General features: G+C 47.7%; 19 protein-coding genes and 1 riboswitch. Of the genes, 6 read left to right on the top strand and 13 right to left on the bottom strand.

The window, feature by feature from the left end; genetic code table 11:
* Nucleotides 1-78: 78 nt before the first annotated feature.
* A complete protein-coding gene (locus ACJJIW_RS19530; protein ID WP_444936130.1) occupies nucleotides 79-1,026 on the top strand; it encodes a DUF5996 family protein in 948 nt (315 codons plus the stop codon).
* Between the two features lie 18 nt (nucleotides 1,027-1,044).
* On the opposite strand, the gene ACJJIW_RS19525 is transcribed toward ACJJIW_RS19530, so the two are convergent.
* The 4 genes from ACJJIW_RS19525 to ACJJIW_RS19510 form a co-directional block, all read right to left on the bottom strand.
* A complete protein-coding gene (locus ACJJIW_RS19525; RefSeq protein ID WP_444936129.1) occupies nucleotides 1,045-1,524 on the bottom strand; it encodes a low molecular weight protein-tyrosine-phosphatase in 480 nt (159 codons plus the stop codon).
* 41 nt (nucleotides 1,525-1,565) lie between these two features.
* Nucleotides 1,566-2,192, bottom strand: a complete 627-nt coding sequence (locus ACJJIW_RS19520; protein WP_444936128.1) for a hypothetical protein — start codon at nucleotides 2,190-2,192, stop codon at nucleotides 1,566-1,568.
* A 126-nt stretch (nucleotides 2,193-2,318) separates the two neighbouring features.
* Nucleotides 2,319-2,987, bottom strand: a complete 669-nt coding sequence (locus tag ACJJIW_RS19515; protein ID WP_444936127.1) for a class I SAM-dependent methyltransferase — start codon at nucleotides 2,985-2,987, stop codon at nucleotides 2,319-2,321.
* Nucleotides 2,988-3,199: 212 nt separating this feature from the next.
* A complete protein-coding gene (locus ACJJIW_RS19510; RefSeq protein WP_444936126.1) occupies nucleotides 3,200-4,111 on the bottom strand; it encodes a LysR family transcriptional regulator in 912 nt (303 codons plus the stop codon).
* 106 nt (nucleotides 4,112-4,217) lie between these two features.
* Between ACJJIW_RS19510 and ACJJIW_RS19505 the strand changes: the two genes are divergently transcribed.
* On the top strand, nucleotides 4,218-4,517 hold the full coding sequence (locus tag ACJJIW_RS19505; RefSeq protein ID WP_444893546.1) for a GFA family protein: 300 nt from the start codon (nucleotides 4,218-4,220) through the stop codon (nucleotides 4,515-4,517).
* Nucleotides 4,518-4,584: 67 nt separating this feature from the next.
* Here the strand turns inward: ACJJIW_RS19505 and ACJJIW_RS19500 are convergent, their stop codons facing one another.
* The 6 genes from ACJJIW_RS19500 to ACJJIW_RS19475 all read right to left on the bottom strand — a co-directional run bounded on the left by ACJJIW_RS19500 (nucleotide 4,585) and on the right by ACJJIW_RS19475 (nucleotide 9,809).
* A complete protein-coding gene (locus ACJJIW_RS19500; protein WP_444893547.1) occupies nucleotides 4,585-5,028 on the bottom strand; it encodes a YtoQ family protein in 444 nt (147 codons plus the stop codon).
* Nucleotides 5,029-5,184: 156 nt separating this feature from the next.
* Entirely contained in the window at nucleotides 5,185-5,652 is a 468-nt protein-coding gene (locus tag ACJJIW_RS19495; protein WP_444936125.1) for a nuclear transport factor 2 family protein, read from the bottom strand.
* A gap of 153 nt (nucleotides 5,653-5,805) precedes the next feature.
* Nucleotides 5,806-6,687 carry a phosphotransferase gene (locus ACJJIW_RS19490; protein WP_444936124.1) on the bottom strand — a complete coding sequence of 294 codons (882 nt, stop codon included), beginning with the start codon at nucleotides 6,685-6,687 and terminating at the stop codon, nucleotides 5,806-5,808.
* Nucleotides 6,688-6,699: 12 nt separating this feature from the next.
* On the bottom strand, nucleotides 6,700-7,350 hold the full coding sequence (gene pnuC / locus ACJJIW_RS19485; protein ID WP_444936123.1) for a nicotinamide riboside transporter PnuC: 651 nt from the start codon (nucleotides 7,348-7,350) through the stop codon (nucleotides 6,700-6,702).
* A complete protein-coding gene (locus ACJJIW_RS19480; protein ID WP_444897651.1) occupies nucleotides 7,343-7,606 on the bottom strand; it encodes a hypothetical protein in 264 nt (87 codons plus the stop codon). The genes pnuC and ACJJIW_RS19480 overlap by 8 nt, the downstream gene beginning before the upstream one ends.
* 61 nt (nucleotides 7,607-7,667) lie before the next feature.
* Complete coding sequence (locus ACJJIW_RS19475) at nucleotides 7,668-9,809, bottom strand: TonB-dependent receptor (RefSeq protein WP_444936122.1); 2,142 nt, start codon at nucleotides 9,807-9,809, stop codon at nucleotides 7,668-7,670.
* 55 nt (nucleotides 9,810-9,864) lie between these two features.
* A riboswitch (TPP riboswitch) is annotated at nucleotides 9,865-9,980 on the bottom strand.
* A 61-nt stretch (nucleotides 9,981-10,041) separates the two neighbouring features.
* Here ACJJIW_RS19475 and ACJJIW_RS19470 point away from each other — a divergent pair.
* The 3 genes from ACJJIW_RS19470 to ACJJIW_RS19460 all read left to right on the top strand — a co-directional run bounded on the left by ACJJIW_RS19470 (nucleotide 10,042) and on the right by ACJJIW_RS19460 (nucleotide 12,583).
* Entirely contained in the window at nucleotides 10,042-10,878 is an 837-nt protein-coding gene (locus tag ACJJIW_RS19470; RefSeq protein ID WP_444936121.1) for an SDR family NAD(P)-dependent oxidoreductase, read from the top strand.
* A gap of 33 nt (nucleotides 10,879-10,911) precedes the next feature.
* Nucleotides 10,912-11,205 carry a hypothetical protein gene (locus ACJJIW_RS19465; RefSeq protein ID WP_413662386.1) on the top strand — a complete coding sequence of 98 codons (294 nt, stop codon included), beginning with the start codon at nucleotides 10,912-10,914 and terminating at the stop codon, nucleotides 11,203-11,205.
* Nucleotides 11,206-11,632: 427 nt separating this feature from the next.
* Nucleotides 11,633-12,583, top strand: a complete 951-nt coding sequence (locus ACJJIW_RS19460) for a DUF2608 domain-containing protein (protein WP_444936120.1) — start codon at nucleotides 11,633-11,635, stop codon at nucleotides 12,581-12,583.
* Nucleotides 12,584-13,008: 425 nt separating this feature from the next.
* On the opposite strand, the gene ACJJIW_RS19455 is transcribed toward ACJJIW_RS19460, so the two are convergent.
* Together ACJJIW_RS19455 and trmA are read right to left on the bottom strand one after the other, a co-directional pair.
* Entirely contained in the window at nucleotides 13,009-15,732 is a 2,724-nt protein-coding gene (locus ACJJIW_RS19455; RefSeq protein WP_444936119.1) for a di-heme oxidoredictase family protein, read from the bottom strand.
* Between the two features lie 994 nt (nucleotides 15,733-16,726).
* Nucleotides 16,727-17,815, bottom strand: coding sequence for a tRNA (uridine(54)-C5)-methyltransferase TrmA (gene trmA, locus ACJJIW_RS19450; RefSeq protein WP_444936118.1), 1,089 nt, complete (start codon nucleotides 17,813-17,815; stop codon nucleotides 16,727-16,729).
* A 53-nt stretch (nucleotides 17,816-17,868) separates the two neighbouring features.
* Between trmA and ACJJIW_RS19445 the strand changes: the two genes are divergently transcribed.
* On the top strand, nucleotides 17,869-18,273 hold the full coding sequence (locus ACJJIW_RS19445; protein WP_108733595.1) for a secondary thiamine-phosphate synthase enzyme YjbQ: 405 nt from the start codon (nucleotides 17,869-17,871) through the stop codon (nucleotides 18,271-18,273).
* A 27-nt stretch (nucleotides 18,274-18,300) separates the two neighbouring features.
* Here ACJJIW_RS19445 and ACJJIW_RS19440 read toward each other — a convergent pair whose 3' ends face one another.
* The gene (locus ACJJIW_RS19440; RefSeq protein WP_444936117.1) at nucleotides 18,301-19,326 is read right to left on the bottom strand and encodes a Gfo/Idh/MocA family protein; all 1,026 of its coding nucleotides are present in this window, start codon (nucleotides 19,324-19,326) and stop codon (nucleotides 18,301-18,303) included.
* Nucleotides 19,327-19,377 lie beyond the last annotated feature (51 nt).

Below are 19,377 nucleotides of genomic sequence, written 5' to 3'. Positions count from 1 at the left end.
CTAGAGAATTTTTTTATCGAGAGTTTGTTGTTATCTGCAGTTTACAGGGCCAATGGCTGACAATCTGGAGCACATAAAGTGAGCAACTTAAAGAATCGTTCTGAGAGTAAAGACTGGCCAGAGTTACCCTATGCTGAGTCGGTAAATACGATTGCCACCCTACATATGTGGATGCAAGTTATTGGCAAGATTCGCCTGGTACAAACCCCTTGGATCAATCACTCCTGGCATGTTCCTCTATATATTTCCGCCAGAGGCCTGGAGACATCTCTTATCCCTTATGGAGGACGCTCGTTTTCAATTGGCTTCGATTTCTATCATCACGTGTTGAAGCTATTGACCACTGAGGGGGGAGAATGGGTACTACCCTTGGAGTCCCGCACAGTTTCTGATTTCTACTGGGAAGTGATGGCTGCACTCAAGCAGCTAGGTATACCGGTTGAGATTAACACTATGCCATCCGAAGTGGCGGATGCGATACCCTTTGAGAGGGATCAGGATAACTACGAGTATGATCCGGATTATGCTAGACAGCTTTGGCAGGCGTTGGTGCAAATTCATCGAGTTTTCACTGAGTTTCGCAGTCGTTTTATTGGCAAGTGCAGTCCAATTCATTTTTTTTGGGGAAGTTTTGATTTAGCACTTACCCGTTTTTCTGGCAGGGAGGCGCCTCCGCACCCTGGTGGCATTCCACACTTTCCCGATTGGGTGGCCCGGGAAGCCTACTCCCATGAAGTTAGCAGTGCCGGTTTTTGGCCTGGCGGCGGCGGTGTAGATGGCGCTTGCTTCTATTCATATACTTACCCTGAGCCCCAAGGATTTCCCGAAGCAAGGGTCGCGCCCGCCTCAGCTTACTATTCCAAAGATCTGGGTGAGTTCTTGCTGCCCTATGATGCGGTGAGAGCTTCACGTTCCCCTGATGAGGCGCTGTTTGATTTTTTGCAGAGTACTTATGAAGCCGCAGCCGATAAGGGAATGTGGGATAGGTCTGCCCTGGAGGAAAGTTTCCCCCCACAAGCCCGGTAGAATTTGTGGGGGCTTTGCTTACTCTCTGCTTTTAAGCTGCTCGATAAATGCATCAGATGCTTGTTCTATAAGCTGGAGAATATGTTGAAACCCTTCAATACCACCATAGTAAGGATCGGGCACTTCAGCTAAATCACTATCTTGCAACACTGATAAAAATAACCCTAGTTGGGCGCCTGATGAATCAGGCTGTAAGGATTGCAGTGCTTCCAGGTTATCTTTGTCCATCGCAAAGATGTGATCATATTTTGTAAAGTCGGTGGTGGCTACCTGGCGAGCGTAGCTATTTTCAAACGAATAGCCATTTTCTTCACCAATAGCCAAAGTTCGCGGATCTGGTCGCTTACCCGCGTGGTAGCTGATAATGCCCGCAGAGTCGACGGAAACAGGAATACCTGCCTGCTGTGCCTTGGTGCGGAAAACGGCTTCCGCTAAGGGGGAGCGACAAATATTACCGAGGCAGACAAATAATATCGAGAGACCTGAATTAGCTGTCAAAATAGCTCCAAGATATTTCGGGTACATTAAAGAGGCGCATTTTAATCAAAATATCGAATGTTTACACGCTGGCTATCAGGGGCAATAGAAAGTACAGCTTTAGTCTCAATATAAAACGGCTGGTGTTTACTTGAAAGGTAGTTGGGATTAAGCTGCTTTTTAATAAAAGAGACCGTATTTTCTGTCGTCCAGTAAACTTGGTCTGGTCCCCACTTTTCAGGCTTTAGCTCGTATAGTAAGTCCAAAGTATTTTCAGATAGCTTGTAAACTTGTAAGGCATTTTCATTAAAACCGGCATCCAGGTCTTGTTCGGCAACAAAAAGGTAGCCGCCTTGTGGAGACAACAAAGGGTAGCCGGCAAGAGAATATTCATGGCCGTTTCTCAAGTCGAGCAAAATATAGGAATGTGCTTCCCAGAACTGTTGATGTATCAACAACAGGTAATCAGTTATTTGATCAATTGCAGAGTAGGCTGTGTGTTTTGAGGGACTATTAGCGGGAAATGTATCCGTATATGTCAGTGATTTCCCGCTATTCAGGGCTATAGTCAGGTGCCCTGGTTGCGTCCGCTGGATATGGCTGATTTGATCACTCAAGCTACTTTCGATTGACCGTGCACAGCTCATAGAGTTGTGAATATCACTGCACTCAAATTTATCTTCAAACACACTGAAATGCAGGCCCAGGCAATAAGTGGGAGCTACTGCTAAAGCTAACAAGGTAAAGAATATCAGTGGACTATTCAGCCCCAACTTAAACGAGAACTTCATCCTCATAAGTGCCCTGTAGATACTCTAGCCAGTGATTTTATGCCGCGCACTGAATAGTGCTACACACCCGCGAACTTCTATTTTGTACTCTTTAAATCGACTGGCAAGGAATGTATCGAGGTCCTCTTCACAATCCTGAGTATTAGAAAATATCCCTTTCTTATTGTAGATAGCCATTAATTTCTTGGCAGCTCCACTTTTCGGTACTCCTTCAGACAGGATGGTGGAACCAAATACGGTGCCTGAATCCGATAGCAGGGTTGCGACATTATCCAGCGCAACCAGTTTTTCTGGCAGCTTGCCGGGAAGGCAGTGAAATAGGTAATTTAAGGAGATTGAATCAAAAACTTCAGTCTCTAAAGTAATTTTATCCAGGACATTGCAGCGGAACTGTGTTGGGTTATATCGGGCCACTCTTTGCGCTGAGATATCCAGGCTGTTTTGATTCAGGTCCATCAGGGCGAGGCGGACTTTGTCGGAGGGGAAATGGCACCTGTCCATAAAGTAGCCCGTTCCGACACCTACATCCAAGTGGTTGGAAGATATATTTCGATTGAAGTGCTCTAGTATTCCAGGAGTTGGGCACTTCCAAATAAAGCAGTTTGATATGCCCAGAACCCACATATCATAAAGCCAAAGTACGGGTTTGGAATAGACAGCTTGGCCTTGTTCGACCTCTTTAGTGATTGTCACTTCAAGCTCCAGTGTATGACTGTTGTGCGGCTTTACCAATAAAGGAGAGGGGATGTATCCACAATGTGCTTCGAGAGTAGTGTTTTCACTCTCTTAGGCCCCAGTAGTAAGTCGCTTATTATTGTTCTATGGTACCACCTAATGTGGAGCCAAACAGTTGAGTGTTTCACAGAGGCTCTCTAATTGGTGTAGATTTTATCATCGACACATCCTCACTCATCAAACAGGCTAAAGTCATACTCCTGCAAGCGCTCTTGTGCAAAGTTTAAAAACACGTCAATTTTCTTTGAATCTTTTCGCTTTACTTTATAGATAGCGCCTACAGTTTTATCTTTTCGCTCCAACTCAGGAAGTACCTCTACCAGTCGCCCCTTTTTGATATCCCGTTGGCAAAAATAGGAGGGAAGCTTGGCAATGCCATTCCCGTTTAATGCGGCTGCTCGGGTATGGAAAGTTTTATTCGAGATTAAATTTCCATTGAATTGATAGAACTTCCCATCAATTGACCAGCCATCTTCCAGGCCGTCAAGGCGGGTTAGCATGATGTTGTGTTGGCTGAGCTCGGCAATGGATTTAGGGCAGCCGTGTTCTTCCAGATAGGTCGGTGCGGCAATAAAAATAGGGCGGATACTAAATAGGGGCTGGGCGTAAAACTGGCAATCGGGCAGGGTTTCCCAGACGCGAAAAGCAATGTCGATATCGTCCTCGATTAAATCCAGGTGATAGGGGCTGAAGATAAGCTCCAAGCTGAAATCGGGGAATGCTTTCTGGAAATCATTGCAGATATGACTGAATACTTTTAAGCCGAGGGTTTCCGGAAAAGTGATTTTTAATTTTCCTCGGGTGAGCGTTGCCGCCTCTGCAATCTGGTCTTCCAGCTCAGTGAATGAGCTGATTATTTTTTGCCCTTTCTGGTAAGTAATCCTTCCGGCGTCTGTGACAGCGATCGCCCGGGTGGTGCGATTGAGTAATACCTGGCCAAGGGCCTGTTCAAGTTGGGCGAGAGTCTTGCTTACGGTGGGCGTAGACAGACCCAAGTGCTTGGCAGCTTTGCTTAAGGAGCCGTGATCAACAACACTGCAAAAAACGTTGATCAAGTGGTATTTGTCGTACTCTCTGCGCACAGACTGTTTCCTTAAAGCTAAAAGATCTTTTCAATATATCCCCTTTGTTAAATTAAAGTAAATAGTAAACTGCTTCCCCATACTAATCGACCAGGGAGATAAGGCTATGAATCCATTAACTTGTCATTGTGGAGCGATTCATTTCAACAAGCTTATAGATGCCCTGTTTGTACCAGCGGGCCAAAGGGGGCACGCTGATACTGAAGTCGCTATCCATATCAGCGATCCTGAAAAGTCACTGCGCAAATACCACTTTAAAGAGGGGGCTTTACGGGAGAAGGCATTCTGCAAGCACTGCGGTGCAGAAATCTATGCGATCAATCGTAGCGGCGAGCTAGTGCACAACCCATCAGCAGAGGCAGCCTCTCGGCCGAACTATGCCGGTGTCCTTAATTACGGCTTTTAGCTGGCGGCACCTACTGGTTGTGCAGTTTTGTCAGTAGATGCCTGCCGGCTTGCTATCCAGAAGCTCTTTAGGCCTGAGTGGTTAAGTACTTCAGGATATCGACAACCTGTGCGGGGGTCTGTGCCCAGGCCTGGGCGGCACCGTCCACTTCCTTGAGTGCGTGCACCAAGGATTCATCGTGAAGTGTGATATAGGACTTGCCTAAGGCTGCACAAAAGCCGGCATCAAATGCGGCGTTCCATTGTTTGTATTTCTCGCCAAATCGAATCACCGCCAAATCACAGTTTTCAATCAGGTGCTTGATTCGGATTGCGTTAACTTTGGCAGATTTGTGATCCCGCCAGAAAGCGTTCTGCTCCTCACCCAGGCCGTCACCAGCGGCATCGCTGGCATCGTGGTTGGTGACTGCGGAAGAGAAGGAGATATCCAGCCCTTCTTTTTGGCAACCTTCGATAATTTGCGCACGCCAATCGGAATGGATTTCGCCGGAGAGGTAAACTTTAAGCTTCATTGAGTGGCCCTGTAGAACTGGAGACTAATATGTGATTTAGAGTCACATACTAGCACTTGGAAGCTTTGAAATCCGGTAGTTGTTCTAGTTGGGAGGGACCTGAGAGAGATCAAATGGACACAGGCCCTGTGCGGGCAGGGCCTGTAAGGCATTTTATTAGAGGACTTGCTGCTCAAACTGGACGTCTTTGGGGAATTTCTCTGCGGGCAGGCGGGTTGAGTGCAATTGGGCTACTAGCCACTTGCCATCGATTTTCTTAACAATGGCGCTTTCCAACCACACCGCTTCTTTATTGCCATCCTCGGATTTAAAAATGGACTTGGTCCAGTAATTGATGGTCAGCAGGTTCTCATGCTCTTCAAAGTTGATAATGCTGAAGTAGTTGATTCTTTCCAGCTTTGAGGGATTGGGCTTCATTACGGCGATAAGGTCTTCAATATCCCAGACTTCACCGTGCTCAAGGAGTATAAAATCGTCGCTGACGCCGTCTCGCATAGCCTGGTGGTCCAGGTTTGAAAGCGCAGCAAACAGCCCGTCTATCGTTTTAAAACCTTCGGGTTTCTCTACCGCTTGTGCGTTGATAGCGATAAAGGTAAGTAGTATTGCAAAAAATGATCTGATCACAGGAGTACCTCTGTGGTTATTTTGGGGGTGTGAAAAAGGGGGGTATTTTAGCCGAGTCGGGCCCTAGTTGAATTACTTCGACAGCAACTTGGATTGCGCCGCAGTGACTGAAAGTCGCTTCTTGGGGATTGGGCCTATTCTAGCAGGGATTACTCAGCTGAGGCTGTGAGCCGATAGGCCTTTCAATAACTGTTGGGCTTTTTTCCCGATATATCTCCCTTGCTCCGGGGACCTTTGGGTTTGGTTACTCCATTGTACCCCGTGCCAGAGAATACAAAGGTAACCGTAGATCAGCTGCCATAACTCCAAGCGTTGATTGTCTTCAGGTGACACAGTGCGATTAAGATAGCACTCCAGCAAACTATTTTGCTCTCGCTGATTCAAGTTGTGTTCCTCTACCAAAACAGCGAGGTCATAGAATTTATCCCCCATTGCCGCGAACTCCCAGTCGATAGCGTATAGCTTGTCAGAGGGAGCCCAGATCAGGTTGCCGCCGGTTAGATCGTTGTGACACAGGCAAATTTCGTCGCCCATCCGATAAGCAGCATCAATTAATTGCGGAAGTTTCTCTTGCAGTGTGTCGAGCAAGTGGAAATAACTGGCTCGCTTGTCGATAAACTGCCTGTAACTTGAGATTTTCTCACCGATGTTTAATTGGGCATCAATTGCAGGGGAACCGTGTATACGGCGCAGCAGATCGGCAAGTTTTTCCAAACTGTGGACGACATTTTTATCCCAGGGAGTGCCTTCAATATAGCGGGTCACCAAATATCGGTAATGTGGGTCACAGTAAACCAAAGGGGCACAACTGTCGGAATATGTGGCAGCTTGCAGGGCCTGCTGTTCAGCTGCTCTGTCGAGATTGAGCTGATCGCTGATGCTGGAGTTTATCCGCAGCACCATCAGCTGATCGGCGGACTCAACCAGAAAGGCGTTATTGGTCAGCCCCCCAGCCAGGGCCCTGACCACCGTGGGCCGGGCCTTGCTCCAATGATGCCAATCGTTGGGGATAATGTTGCTCAAGTCCTGGTTCATATCAGTTGGTCACTATGCCGCTGCCATTGCTTGAGGAGCGCTAGCGGTTTGTAGTTTCTCTTTTCGGTAAATGGCCAACCACTGGAAATAGCCAATTACAACCAGCACCAGGTACAGCATAAACAATACGGCAGTAAGATAGAGTTCTCTGTCCAGGTAGAGATAGATTGAAGCACCGTCCACGATAATCCAGTAAAGCCAGTTCTCCAGTACCTTCCGGGTGACCATATAGGTGGTGACGATTGCCCCCAGAGTCGTGAATGAATCCAGGTAGGGGAGGGCGGCACTGGTGTTGCGATCCAGCAGGTAGCCGATCAGTAACGTCAGTATCAGGGTAGCGCCAATAACTATTGAGTGGGTTTTTCCGCTCCAGCGATGGATTTTTAAATCGTCTTGCCGGTTGCGGTGATTTCGCCATTGCCACCAGCCATAAACTGCCATCAGCAGATAGAAAACCTGTAGTGCAGACTCCATTAACAGGCTGACATCCCAAAATAGAAACAGGTAGATCGTCGTACTGACAAACGCGGCATACCAGCAGCTGATTTTCTCCCTCATGGCCAGAAGCAAATAAGCCAGGGCCAGTATTACTGCAGCTACTTCCGAGAGGGACATGGCTGCAATCGAAGCGCTGATTGCGGTGCTGATATCCTGGTCAAACATGCGCTTCTCCCGGGGCCAGGTCGCCGTCGATAAACTTGCATACAAAAATGGCGCGGCCAAACTGTTCGTAGGATTTTCGCATTTCCAACTTGAGCATATCCATCAGCAGATCGTAATCGCCAAACACCTGAGTACTCATTGTATTGGTGATTACCTTGAGTTCTGGGTGGCTGTTTAACTGTGCGATAAACGCTTGAATAGCCGGGATGTATTCGTCCTTTAACGGATACATACTGATTTCGACAGAGAGCTGCATAATTTCCCTCTTGATAGAGAGTTCTGGAGCAGCGAAACGCTGCCCCAAAGTCACTGAGTGATTAGAAGGTGTAGGTGCCTGTTACCCCGGCAATCCGTGGCTCACCATACTGATAGTAGGGCTCGGGTGCGTAGCCATTGGCCGGGTTGTTGCCATACTGGTTACTGAAGTAAAACCCGCGCACATAGTAATCTTCGTCAGTGAGGTTTCTTCCCCACAGGGCAACATCCCAGTTATCTCCCTGGTAGGTCAGGCGAGCATTGACCAGTTCGTAGGCTGTGGATTTTTCGTCGTGGCTGTTTGAGAAGTAGAACTCGTCTTTACCCTCAAGCTCCAATCGTAAGATCAGGTTTGGAAGCAGATCGATTTCTGTACCGGTAAAGAACTGGTAGTTGGGGGCGTGAGCGATATCACGGCCATCCAGATCAACCGCAGCCAACACTGTTCCTGCGTAGTCATCGCGGGCATCGACGTGGGAACTGCTTTTGTAGTCTTTAAATTCCGCATTCAGCCAGCCAGCAGAGGCGAAAAAGCGCAGGGCGTCGGTAGCCTGATAGTTCAGTTCCACCTCAAGACCAGTAGTGCTTCCGCCGGCTGCATTGGCAAGGTAGTCACTAAATGAGTAGTCGGCAGGGTTAAAGATAGAAACCTTGGCCTGAACGTCATCTCGATCCTGGTAGAAAGCCGCAACCTGAGCTTGCAAACGATTCTCCAGCCAGCTGCCTTTAATACCTAATTCATAGTTGAGCAGTTGTTCGGTATCGAACTCGAACATGTCACTGTTGATCTCAGTGTTGCTTGTTGATTCTGAGATGATTCTGCCGTTTACCCCGCCGGCTTTATAGCCCCGGGAAACCGTAGCGTAGAGCAGGGTGTTGTCGGTGTAATGGTATTGCAGCGAGATATTGCCGCCCCACAGGTTTTCTCCATTATCTGCATCGATGTTATAGGAATCTGAGTAATCGGCCTCGCGTCTTTCCAGTCTCAGACCGGTGATCAACTCGATCGCAGGGGTGATTTCCGTAGAGAGCTGGCCGTAGATGGCAGAGTTTTCAGTATCAAAAGTGCTGCGGAAGCTCTGGTTGCGATTCAGGTCCTCGCGCTCCGTGCGGCCATAAAGGCCTACAACCCAGTGGCTGCGATCCCAGAATAACTTGGACTCTTCGGTAGAGAGTGCGCGAAGGTCAATACTGATATTGTCTTTATCGCGCTGGTAATTATCCGTGGAGCTGTATTCCCAGGAGTGAAAGCCGACATAGCTCCAATCCTCATCGTAGCCATATTCTGTATCTGAATCGGCGAGGCTGAGAGTGCCTTCTAGGGTAAAGTTCTCGTTGCCAGACCATTGAGCAGTCAATGCGCCGGCAAATGTTTCCTGGCGATCCCAGCCGGGCTGATCAGATTGGGTTTCGCGAGTGTTATAGAGTGAGAAAGCATCGTAGCCGTTATCAACGTCGATATAGAAGAGGGTAACGCCCAGCTTTAAATCGTCGGACGGGGAGTAGGCCAGCTTACCGCGCAGTACAGACTCATCAATATTGCTGGTGTCATCTCGGTTGAGATACACATTCTCGGTATAGCCGTCGGATTTACGTTTGCTGGCAGCCAGTCGATAGCCAAGAGCATCGCTCAAAGAACCACTGGTAGCTGCGGACAGACTCTGTCCATTGTACTCACTCAGCTCGGCGGACACCTTGGTGGTCGACTCACTGGTGGGCGCTGCACTGGTCATGTTGATCAGGCCGGCCAGGGCATTAGCGCCGTACACCGTGCCCTGTGGGCCCCGCAGGATTTCCACTTGATCGATATCCAGGGTGCTGGCTGCGAGCCCCAGGCCAGTAAAGTCGATACCGTCGATGATCAGGCCAACTGAGGGGTTTACTGGATCGATAAACTGGCTGCGCTCACCAATGCCGCGAATCTGTACAAATCGTCCCCTGGAGGCGCCAGACGAAAAATTCACATTGGGCGCCATGTTCAAAAGCTGGTCCAGGTTGGCCGCGCCCCGCGCATCGATCGCGCTTTCATCCAGTACGGTAACACTGGAAGGTAGCTCCAAAAGGTTGGTTTCCCGTAGCTGTGCCGTAACCACCACTTCCTCAAGCCCGGTTTCTGCGGTATTAGCGGTGGCGATACCGGCGAACAGGCTGCTGGCAAGGCTGACAGACCAGGCAATAGGGTGGGTGGGAAACTGTTTTTTCATGGTTCTCTCTCGAATAACGGCAGTGAAAGAGACCCGGAGTGCGACGTGGGGAGGTTTTGCTTTGTCTACCTATTCCTACGCCGGTATTAACCGGATCAGGTTCAAGGGTTTGTCGCGACAGACCAATTTGATCCCCGGACATCTCAGGCAAGGCCACCCCTTAGGTTTTGCGGGCGCGATGATAGCAGAAACTGGGGTATAAAGTGGTAAAAGCAAGGAAGGGAAAGCGCTTATGGATCAGGTATCTTACTTCAGTGGCAAGACGGCACTGATTACCGGTGGTGCTTCTGGAATCGGTGCGGCCTTGGCCTGTCGACTGGCAGCACTTGGGGCTCAAGCCATTATCGCGGATATCCAGCAGGACCTCGCTACGCAGGTTGTCAGCCAAATACAGGAGTCCGGTGGGAGAGCATCGTTTGTTCACTTGGATGTTCGTAACTTTGATCAATTTTTTCAGGTCATTAGTGAAATATCTCCGTTAAATTTCCTTTTTAACAATGCTGGTATAGGGGTGGGTGGATATTTTTCCGATCATAATCTTGAAGATTGGAAAGCGGCGATTGATATCAATTTGTTTGGCGTTTTTCATGGGCTCCAATGTGGTTTTCAGGTCATGAAGCGCCAGGGCTCTGGCCATATTATCAATACTGCCTCGATGGCGGCTTTAGTTCCGTCGCCAGCAATGGCTGCCTACTCAGCCTCCAAGAGTGCTGTGGTAGCAATATCAAAGGCTATTCGCCCTGAGGCTGAGTCCTGTGGTGTTCGAGTGAGTGTTTTGTGTCCCGGGGCAGTATCAACGCCGATTTTGCAGGGAGGTGGCGTCAATGGGCGGATGCCAACTCCCATTCCTCTTCAACAGCAAGCAGAGATATTCGAGCCTCTGGGGCCAATATCTGCTGATGCTTTTGCAGAAAAGGCTTTGTTTCAAATTGCAAAGAACAAAGAAATCATTGTTGTGCCAGCAAAACTTAAGTTGCTGTGGTGGCTGGAAAGATTATTTCCTTCTTTGTTGTGTCGCCTTTCCTTTAAGCAGATGGAAAAAATACTTCAGCCTTTGGGACTAAAATAATTGTATCTTTGGAAAGGCGGAGTAAATTGGGAAATGATGATTTCCTGTGACCACTGTGGTGAAGTTTGGGAGTTTGCTGATAAGGCCCTGCCGAACATTCAAAAAATTACGCGGAATTTTTCTGAGGGGCGTATTAGCGTAAGTTTGATAAAAGCGCTGAGCGGTGAACTTAAATTGCCTATGCTCTACAGCAAAAAATTGGCTGTTCATATAACGGTAAGATCTGGGCACTGCTTTTACTGCCAGGAGCCCCTGGGCATAGAAGAAGCGTTTATAAAACACTGTCAGGGCTGTGGTGCCTTGAATTTGGATCGCAGATTCGCTTAATGGGAAGTAGCTTATTTAGAAGCACCCGGCGTGCCGAATTATCAGCATGCCGAGTTGGGGGAGGGGCAACTTTATGCCGCTAATAGCAGAATCTAATATCCGGGTTTGGGAAAAGTATATCTTTTAAGGGGCTGGTGGTTGTATTGTACGACAACAATATGAAGCTCTGTTCAAATTATTCACAGATTAAGTATTATTTCTTTGCTAATAGAGCTGGCGGCTTACGCTTCCTATTTGGTACCCCCTCAGAACTTGATTCGATTTTCTGTTTTTTTGGCTCTGAATGATAAATTGCTATTTTTCAGGGGCACAAGTTAAGTACTATCTAGTCTAGGCATTATGCCAGTACAGTCTCTGTCTCCAGCTACGCCAAAACCATTCACTTTTTTGTGTTAATAATCAGGGTAAGTAAAAAGGAATTTATTTTATGAGCAAGTTTAATTCTCTACTGTATTCGATTGTTTTAATTGTGGCTTCTCATTGTGTGTCTGCCGGTGCTATTAAGAAAGAGGTGAACAGCTTTGAGGACGTCCAGAATATAATTGAAGAGTCAGCCACCCCAATAAATACGTTACTGGTTATGGATAATGATGACACCTTGAGTATGATGCCTTGCGCTGAAAAGTCTCAATGTCAATATCTTGGTGGCGCAGCTTGGTACTCATGGCAAGAAACTTTATTGGAAACCGATCCTAATTCAGGTTTCCTTGTGGCAAAAACAAAAGAGGAGTTGGTTAATATATCCGGTTTGCTCTTCTCTGTGAGCAATATGGTTTATACAGATGACAATATTGTGCCGGTACTTGACAGTTTGAGGCAAAGTGGGGTGCGATTGATGGTTGAAACTGCAAGGGGCGATGCAGATGTTTCAGCTACCGAGAGACAGTTCAAACGCTTGCCAACCCCGAATACGTCCTACCAAAATTTATTAGAGCTTATTCGGTCAAATACTCTCAACTTCAGTCCAAATAATCAATTTAGCCTTGCAAGTCCGTTTAAGCCCTGTGATTTAAGTGAGGCAAGGCCAGTAAGCTATCGGCAAGGTATTATGTACTTAGCCGGGCAAGATAAAGGTTTTATGCTTGACTGCTTGCTGCGATCCTACAATTCTTCGGCTAATAGTAGTGAGCACTACCTAATTTCCAACATTATCTTCATTGATGACAGTTTTGAGAATGTCGAAAGTGTTTACCAGGCATTCAAGGACAATAAGAAATATGAGGTAATAGCCCTGCACTACACCCGTCTAAGTAAGCACAAGCAGGATTTTATGGACGGGCCTCAGAAAAAAGCATTACAAGAAACTGCGAAAAAGAGATGGGAAACCATCATGGCGAGTCTTAATAGTGCGCTATTAATGCCGGCTGTTGAAAACTAGTTTAACTTCCTTGTAACTAAGCTCAACGGCTCCATTTCTAAACTGTCATCCAAGTAAAAAGGGAAGTGTATACGTCTACCTCTAATGTTTAATCGATTTTGGAGGTGCAGAGCACTCAGAAGAGATGGTAGTCGTTGTATAACGATTAATCGGTTATAACTCAGTTGAAGAGGGAGGAGCATTAACCGGCTGTAATTTCGCGAGCCACGCGCCTAGGTCTTTTTAGCGGAGTGCAGGCTTGCCGCACCATTGCTACTGAATCGATTTTTTAAGTTTTGATAAAAATAGAGCACGTTATTTGCGGATGGACGTTTCTGTAAAAGCTTTGAATTTTTCCAGTGAACAATAACGTATATCTCCACCAGAAAGGTATCCAGCAAGCTATGACCTTAGCTGGATACCCTTGTGATTGGTTAGGTTATGGTTTACAGCGACTGTAAGAACTTGAGTAGCGAGTTTCGCTCTGAAGCCGACAGATCAATATAGTTCTGTTGGCTCTCAGCAGCTTCTCCCCCGTGCCAGAGAATGGCTTCTTCAATAGACCGGGCGCGACCATCATGCAACAAATTACTGTGACCATTCACTGCGCTATTAACACCCAATCCCCATAAGGGAGGCGTTCTCCACTCGCGGTTGTACTCCGCGCTAATCGTCAAGTTGTCTGCCAAACCTTCGCCCATATCATGCAGGAGTAAGTCTGTATAGGGGCGAATGACCTTGCCTCTCAACTCCTCAAGAGGGTGAGCGTGATTGGTGTTCATCTCTGGCCGGTGACAGGATGAGCAGTTGATCGATTCAAATAGAGCTTCACCCTGAGCCACGATGGATTCATTGATTAAATCGGGATTTCTGGGCGGTGCGCCCAGTGCCTGAAGATAAGTAGTTAGGTCGTCCAGGTGAGAATCAGTGAGCTCTTCGTTGTGATTACTGTGCTTTTTACATTCCAGCTGTTCGATACCACAGTTTGCATTGGGTTCCAGTGCTGTGTTCACGCCAATATCATTGTTCAACGCATCTGCTGAGAAGCTGCGCAAGCTCGGTTGGGTAGCCTTCCAGCCAAAGCGTCCTACCTGGGGAAGAGGTGTTGAGCCCGTATCGACCAGTGATACTCGCCCAGAGATACCATCGCTATTGGAATCGTTAGGGTCGTGCCACTCAAGGATTTCTGTTTCGTCAACCGCCTCAAGTAAGCCCAAGCCAGTGATGTTTTGTGGCATACGTGGCGAAAAGTAATCAGCGGATGTGTTTTCACCTTCATTGGTTGTTACTACATAAGTGGGGGACTGTAGGGTGTAGCTATCCCCATTGGCATAGCTACCTTGAATGGGGCTATAGGTGACTTGAATAGATCCTTCTGGGGCTATGTCACTATTGAGTGAATGGGTTTGGAGGACAGGGCCAAAGTAGTGGTTTGGCAGGGGTTGTCCTGCTTGGGTTATTGCACCGGACGACAGCTTAAAGACCATCGAATTGGGAACACTAGCCTCTGAGGGGGCCGGGCCCCGGCCGTTATTGATATGGCACGCCAGACATGATTGCTCAATGGTTAAGCCTGCTGATAGGTTTGCCATATGGTTGAAGTCTGGGTTCCCGAGTTCCTCGTGCTCTCCGGTATTAAACCGAGTGTGGAATATCCTGCGACCATCTAGAAACTCGTTGTGCGTCTCCCACTGGATGTTGAGGGCTTCTCTGAAATAGGCTGTCCAGTCGGCGATTCCGCTATCCACGATGTAAGTATCATAGACATCAATACCATCCAGTATTGGGTAGGTGACTTCAACGGCATCAGCGTCGGAAGCCGTTGCCCATTTACCATCGCTGCCTGCATAGTAGGTAAGAGTATTATCGTCAGTATTTACTGAAATGACTTCTGAAGCGGGTACCGGGTCAGTAGCCCTGATGTATGCTGCGGTTGCTTCACCGGCACTTTCAACAGCGGTCTCAGTTTCCAGGTCTGCAACCATATGAATACCGGGTTGGCCCAGGAGAATGCGGTAGGTGTCTGTGTAGTAAACTGTCTGCCCACTGACATTCTCATCGCCCTCCTCAATGCCAATGAATTGCTGAAACTCCACCTCCATCCATTCGCCGACTTCCAGCTGCCCGTCATCACCATCGTGAGCATCGTAGGTGATACGACATACCCAGACTTGGCCTCTCCCATCTTCATCAGCTTCCCGGTAAGGGGTTTCATCAAATCTGGCGTTGCTATTAAAGTCAGCGCGGTGTTCATTTGAATAAGAGGAGCGGCATTCGGGTGGCCGATAAAGCGCGTATTCGGCAGAGTAAAAGATCTCAATCAGGTTCTCACCGGCGGGCGTATGGTCGTGAATCTCTATGCCAAAGGTTCTGTGTTCAAAGTAGAAGGTCGGGAACTCGTAAAAACTATCTTCGGATTCATGTCGCAGACGTGCTCGGCCACTTGCCAGTGTTACAATGGTGCCATCTTCCTGAATATACCAGTGTTGAGACTCTTCTTCTGGCTGCTCAGTATCAAATAGAGGGGTATATTCTATGGACGCGGTTTGATTAATTTCCTCTGCCGCACGATCAAAAACCATCAGTTCCCACAAACTATATTGCGAACTCCCCTCACTGAGTTCAGTTCCGTTTAGCTGGATATAGCGATACTCTCCACCAATTAGGTGAGAATCAATGCGTTGGCCATATTCTCCTGAATCAGCTGTTGCCAGGGTGGTCCATGTTGTGCCGTCGCTTGAGCCCAGTACCTCGTAAGATTTTGCGTTGTGGTCGCCCCAGTCTATGACCACTTTGCTGAGCAAGTGTGTAGATTTAAGGTCAAGGGTGAGGCTTGATGTGTTGGCAGTATCACCACTTTCCCAAAGTGTCCTTCTTAAGTCATCAATGGCAAGGACCCCGTTGCCAGAACTGGAAGAGATAGTTCCACTACCTGCAATGTTTTGTCCAACCTCTTTATCGGACTCAGCGGGCTCACCGCTTGAAGTCGGTGTTTCATCAGTGGAGCCGTTGCCCTGAGAGTTGGGGGTAGCTTCTGTGGGGTCTTCATCAGAGCTATTATCCCCGCCTCCACCACCACATCCGGACAATACCATTATGAATAAGGCGAAAAATGCTGTTAAATAGATTTTTGCCAGTGGATTGATTGTTTTCTTGAAATACGGATCCATATATTTCTCGTTTTATCAACAGCTATATATAGTAATAGTGATGAAATGAACTTTTTCTTTAATTTAAAAGGAGAATTTCAAAATTCTTGTTAAGTGTGCTTGGTTCGGGGTAAAAATAATTTAACTATTATTTTTAGTGTGTGTCCTTTTGTTTGTATGTGCTGCTGTTTTTTGGTGATGATTACTCTTGGTAAATATTGGATATGAATTTTCTAGCTTGATTTGTAGGACGGCATAATAGTTATATTTTTTATTTGCATCGTTATGCTGCGCCCAGAGGGGATGAATTTAAGTTAAGAAGGAAAGCGATATGAACTTGTTCTTAGCTTCCTGTTTTACCTCGCATGATGTATGTGATAGAGCTCACCTCATGTCTGTGATTTAGATCGGTGTACTTAATAGGTCTGGCTTATAGATTGATATCGTGTGTCAGTTGTGATGCTGAGTGCGTTAAACAGTTAATCTTAAGTCTTGTGTAAGATTTGGTACAACTAAAAATAGTTGTTTAAAGGTTGGTATTTAGTTTTCTACCCACAGTTACCTTTATTCCCTTGGGTGTTTTTTATTAATTAACAAGCTCACCAGCACTAGGTGTCACGCTCTAAGTCTTGATAATTAATTTTTTATACGCGAAGGTGTTATGTATATTGAAAGGTGAGCCGTACTTTTTTATGAATGGTTATCGAACATTGATCATCGCTACGTCGAGCCTGATTCTTATAAAAAGCCCAAGCTTACTGGAGTGGCTGGTTTTAGCTATTGATTAATACAGCAATGACTTGAGCAGGGTGTGTAGATTATTTAATGGTGCTCATCGTTTGGAAAGTAAGTTGAAATCTCTTCAGCTCAGAAAATATCGAGAAATGAGTATAGTTTTAAAAATCTACTTGTATTGCTGAGCTTTGAATCTTTATCGCGATTTTATAAATGGACTTAGGAAGGCCTCCAGCGTTCAATAAGATCAGAATACTGGAGGCTTTTAGCTATTGAGACACTACTTCCTCACTAGTAATAACCCGGTTTCCGTATGATCTGTATAAGGGAACTGATCGAACAGAGCAAATCGCTCAATGCGATGGGTTTTGGTCAGCGACTCCAGGTTTTCCAATTGGGTTTCCGGATTGCAGGAGATATACAGGATTCTCGGGAAGCGGGCGACCATCGCACAGGTGTCTTCATCCAAGCCCGCTCGGGGAGGATCAACCAGGACGGTGGAGAAATCGTAGCTATCCAGATCTATATCCTTAAGGCGGCGGAAGGGGCGTACCTTATCGATGGCCTGGGTAAACTCTTCACTGGATAAACGCACGATATCCAGATTGGTGATCTGATTGTTGGCGATATTCTCCTGGGCGGAATTTACCGATACCTTGGAGATTTCAGTGGCCAGGACCTTGCGGAATTTCTCACTGAGCGGGATGGTGAAATTGCCATTGCCGCAGTAGAGCTCCAGCAGATCGCTATCACTATCTCCGCAGGCACTTCTCGCCCACTGGATCATGGATCGGCAGATCTCTCCATTGGGTTGGGTAAAGCTACCTTCTACCTGTTTGTACTGGTAAGTTTTCCCATCGATATCCAGTTTTTCGGTAACGAAGTCGCGCTCCAAAACCACTTTTTGCTTGCGCGAGCGCCCCAAAATCGGGAATCCCAGCTGTGCCTGGAGTGCTTTGGCTTCCTGCTCCCAGGTCTCATCCAGTTTCTTGTGGTATATCAGCGTAATCAGCGCATCACCATTCAGCGTGGTAAGAAACTCGGCGGAGAACAGGCGTTTGCGCAGGACTTCGCTATTATTGACAGCAGCCAGCACCTTCGGCATCAACTGGTTCATCAGCTCAGAGCCGACGGTAAACTCATCGATGATAAAGGGCTTCTTGTACTCACCCTGGCGGTACATGGCGTAATTGGCTACACCTCCCTCATGCCACACCTTGAATTCGGCGCGCAGGCGGTAGTGAATGGGCGGGGAGGGGAAGAGTTCCGGCTCCAGGTCAGTGAACTTGCTATAAGCTTCTTGCAGGCGCTCGGCCTTGTTGTGAAGCTGTTGTGGGTAGTCGTCAGTATTAACGCGGTACAGTGCCATATTACAATGCGGTATCAGTACAAAAAGCGGGCGCGAATTATATAGGAAACCGTATGGCAATAGGTGAGATAAAAATTCCGGTTCATGGGCAGGGGCTTCACGAGTTTACCGGCAGTGTAGTTGATTGGGTCAGTGAACAGGCTCCCGATGAGGGCCTGTGTACACTTTTCATACAGCACACCTCTGCAAGCTTACTGATCCAGGAGAATGCCGACCCCAGTGCGCGCCGTGACCTTGAGAACTGGCTCAATCGACTGGTGCCGGAAAATGACTCGCTTTATACCCATACCCTTGAAGGGCCAGATGATATGCCGGCCCATATCAAATGCAGCCTTACCGCGACCAGCTTGTCCATTCCAGTGCAAAAGGGGCGTCTGATGCTGGGTACCTGGCAGGGGATCTACCTTTGGGAGCACCGCCATCACCACGGGGCTCGGCACGTAATCCTGCATATCTGATTCAATGCCGCGTGTTGGTGGCGATAGCTAGACGGCTACGCCAACTGCTTGGCAGTACTGGTCGATCAATGACTGGGTTGCGCGGGCCCTCTCTATAGCCTGGATACGATCAACTTGATTATCTGGGGTTGTTAAGTGGCAGAAGTCTTCGATCATCTGTACCGCCTGCGATCGTTCTATTGGCACTTGCTGGTGCTCGAACTCGTCTGGGGATGCCTCCCCCCGGCGAATCACAAATTCTGGCGTATATTCAGGGTTGTAAAAGACTGCGCTGTCTCTCCAGTCGAGCACAAAGTTATCCAGTTGGATCAGGCCGTTTTCACCCAGGATGTCCAGGTCCATTTGCCAAACGCCTGAGTCATAGCCGAAGTCAAAAGTTGACGTCTGCCCGCTGGCAAATTCAATCAGGCCCGCACCGCTTATAATGGTCCCTGTTTGTGAGTCCCGCTTTATCGCTCCTGAAATTGTCTTTATTGCTCCTATAGGGCGCATAAATTCGACGATTGCACGCATGTTGTACCAGCCGATATCTCCTATTGCGCCAGTGGGTTCTTTGTGCGAATCGAAGCGAATATTGTTGCGGTCCATCATCGAGACAAAAAAGGCGCTGTGAATTCTGTTCACCGGGCCCAGATGCTGTTTTTGTTGCTGAATAATTTTGGCCGTGCGGGGATGGTGGGTGAAATGTGTGGCATCCATAAATGCCAACCTTTCAGACTGAGCACGTGCGGCAATTTTGTCGACCGAAGCAGTATTGAGAAAAGGTTTCTCGCAGAGAAGATGCTTATGATTGGCCAGTGCCGCGAGGCAGATTTCCTCGCGGCTGGTGGTGGGGCTAGCCACGTAAATGGCATCCGAATCTTGCGCTTCTAGCAGAGATTTCCAATCCTCGTAGGTATTGGGAATTTGATGCTCACGGGCAAACTCCTTGGCTTGCGAATACCGTCTGCTGGCAACGGATGAGAGGCAGGCACTGTTAGCACGACTGATTGCTTTGCAGGTAAAGTCGGCAATCGCGCCACTGCCGACTATTCCAAAGCGCAGCTTTGACATTGGATGACTCCTGGTGAGATTTAAAATTGAGAGCGATAGATTGCGCTTCTA

It is taken from the genome of Microbulbifer maximicatervae (SeqCode) (assembly GCF_052467815.1).
The sequence above is the reverse complement of the archived record's forward strand: the minus strand, read 5'-3'. Positions and strand labels throughout refer to the sequence as shown.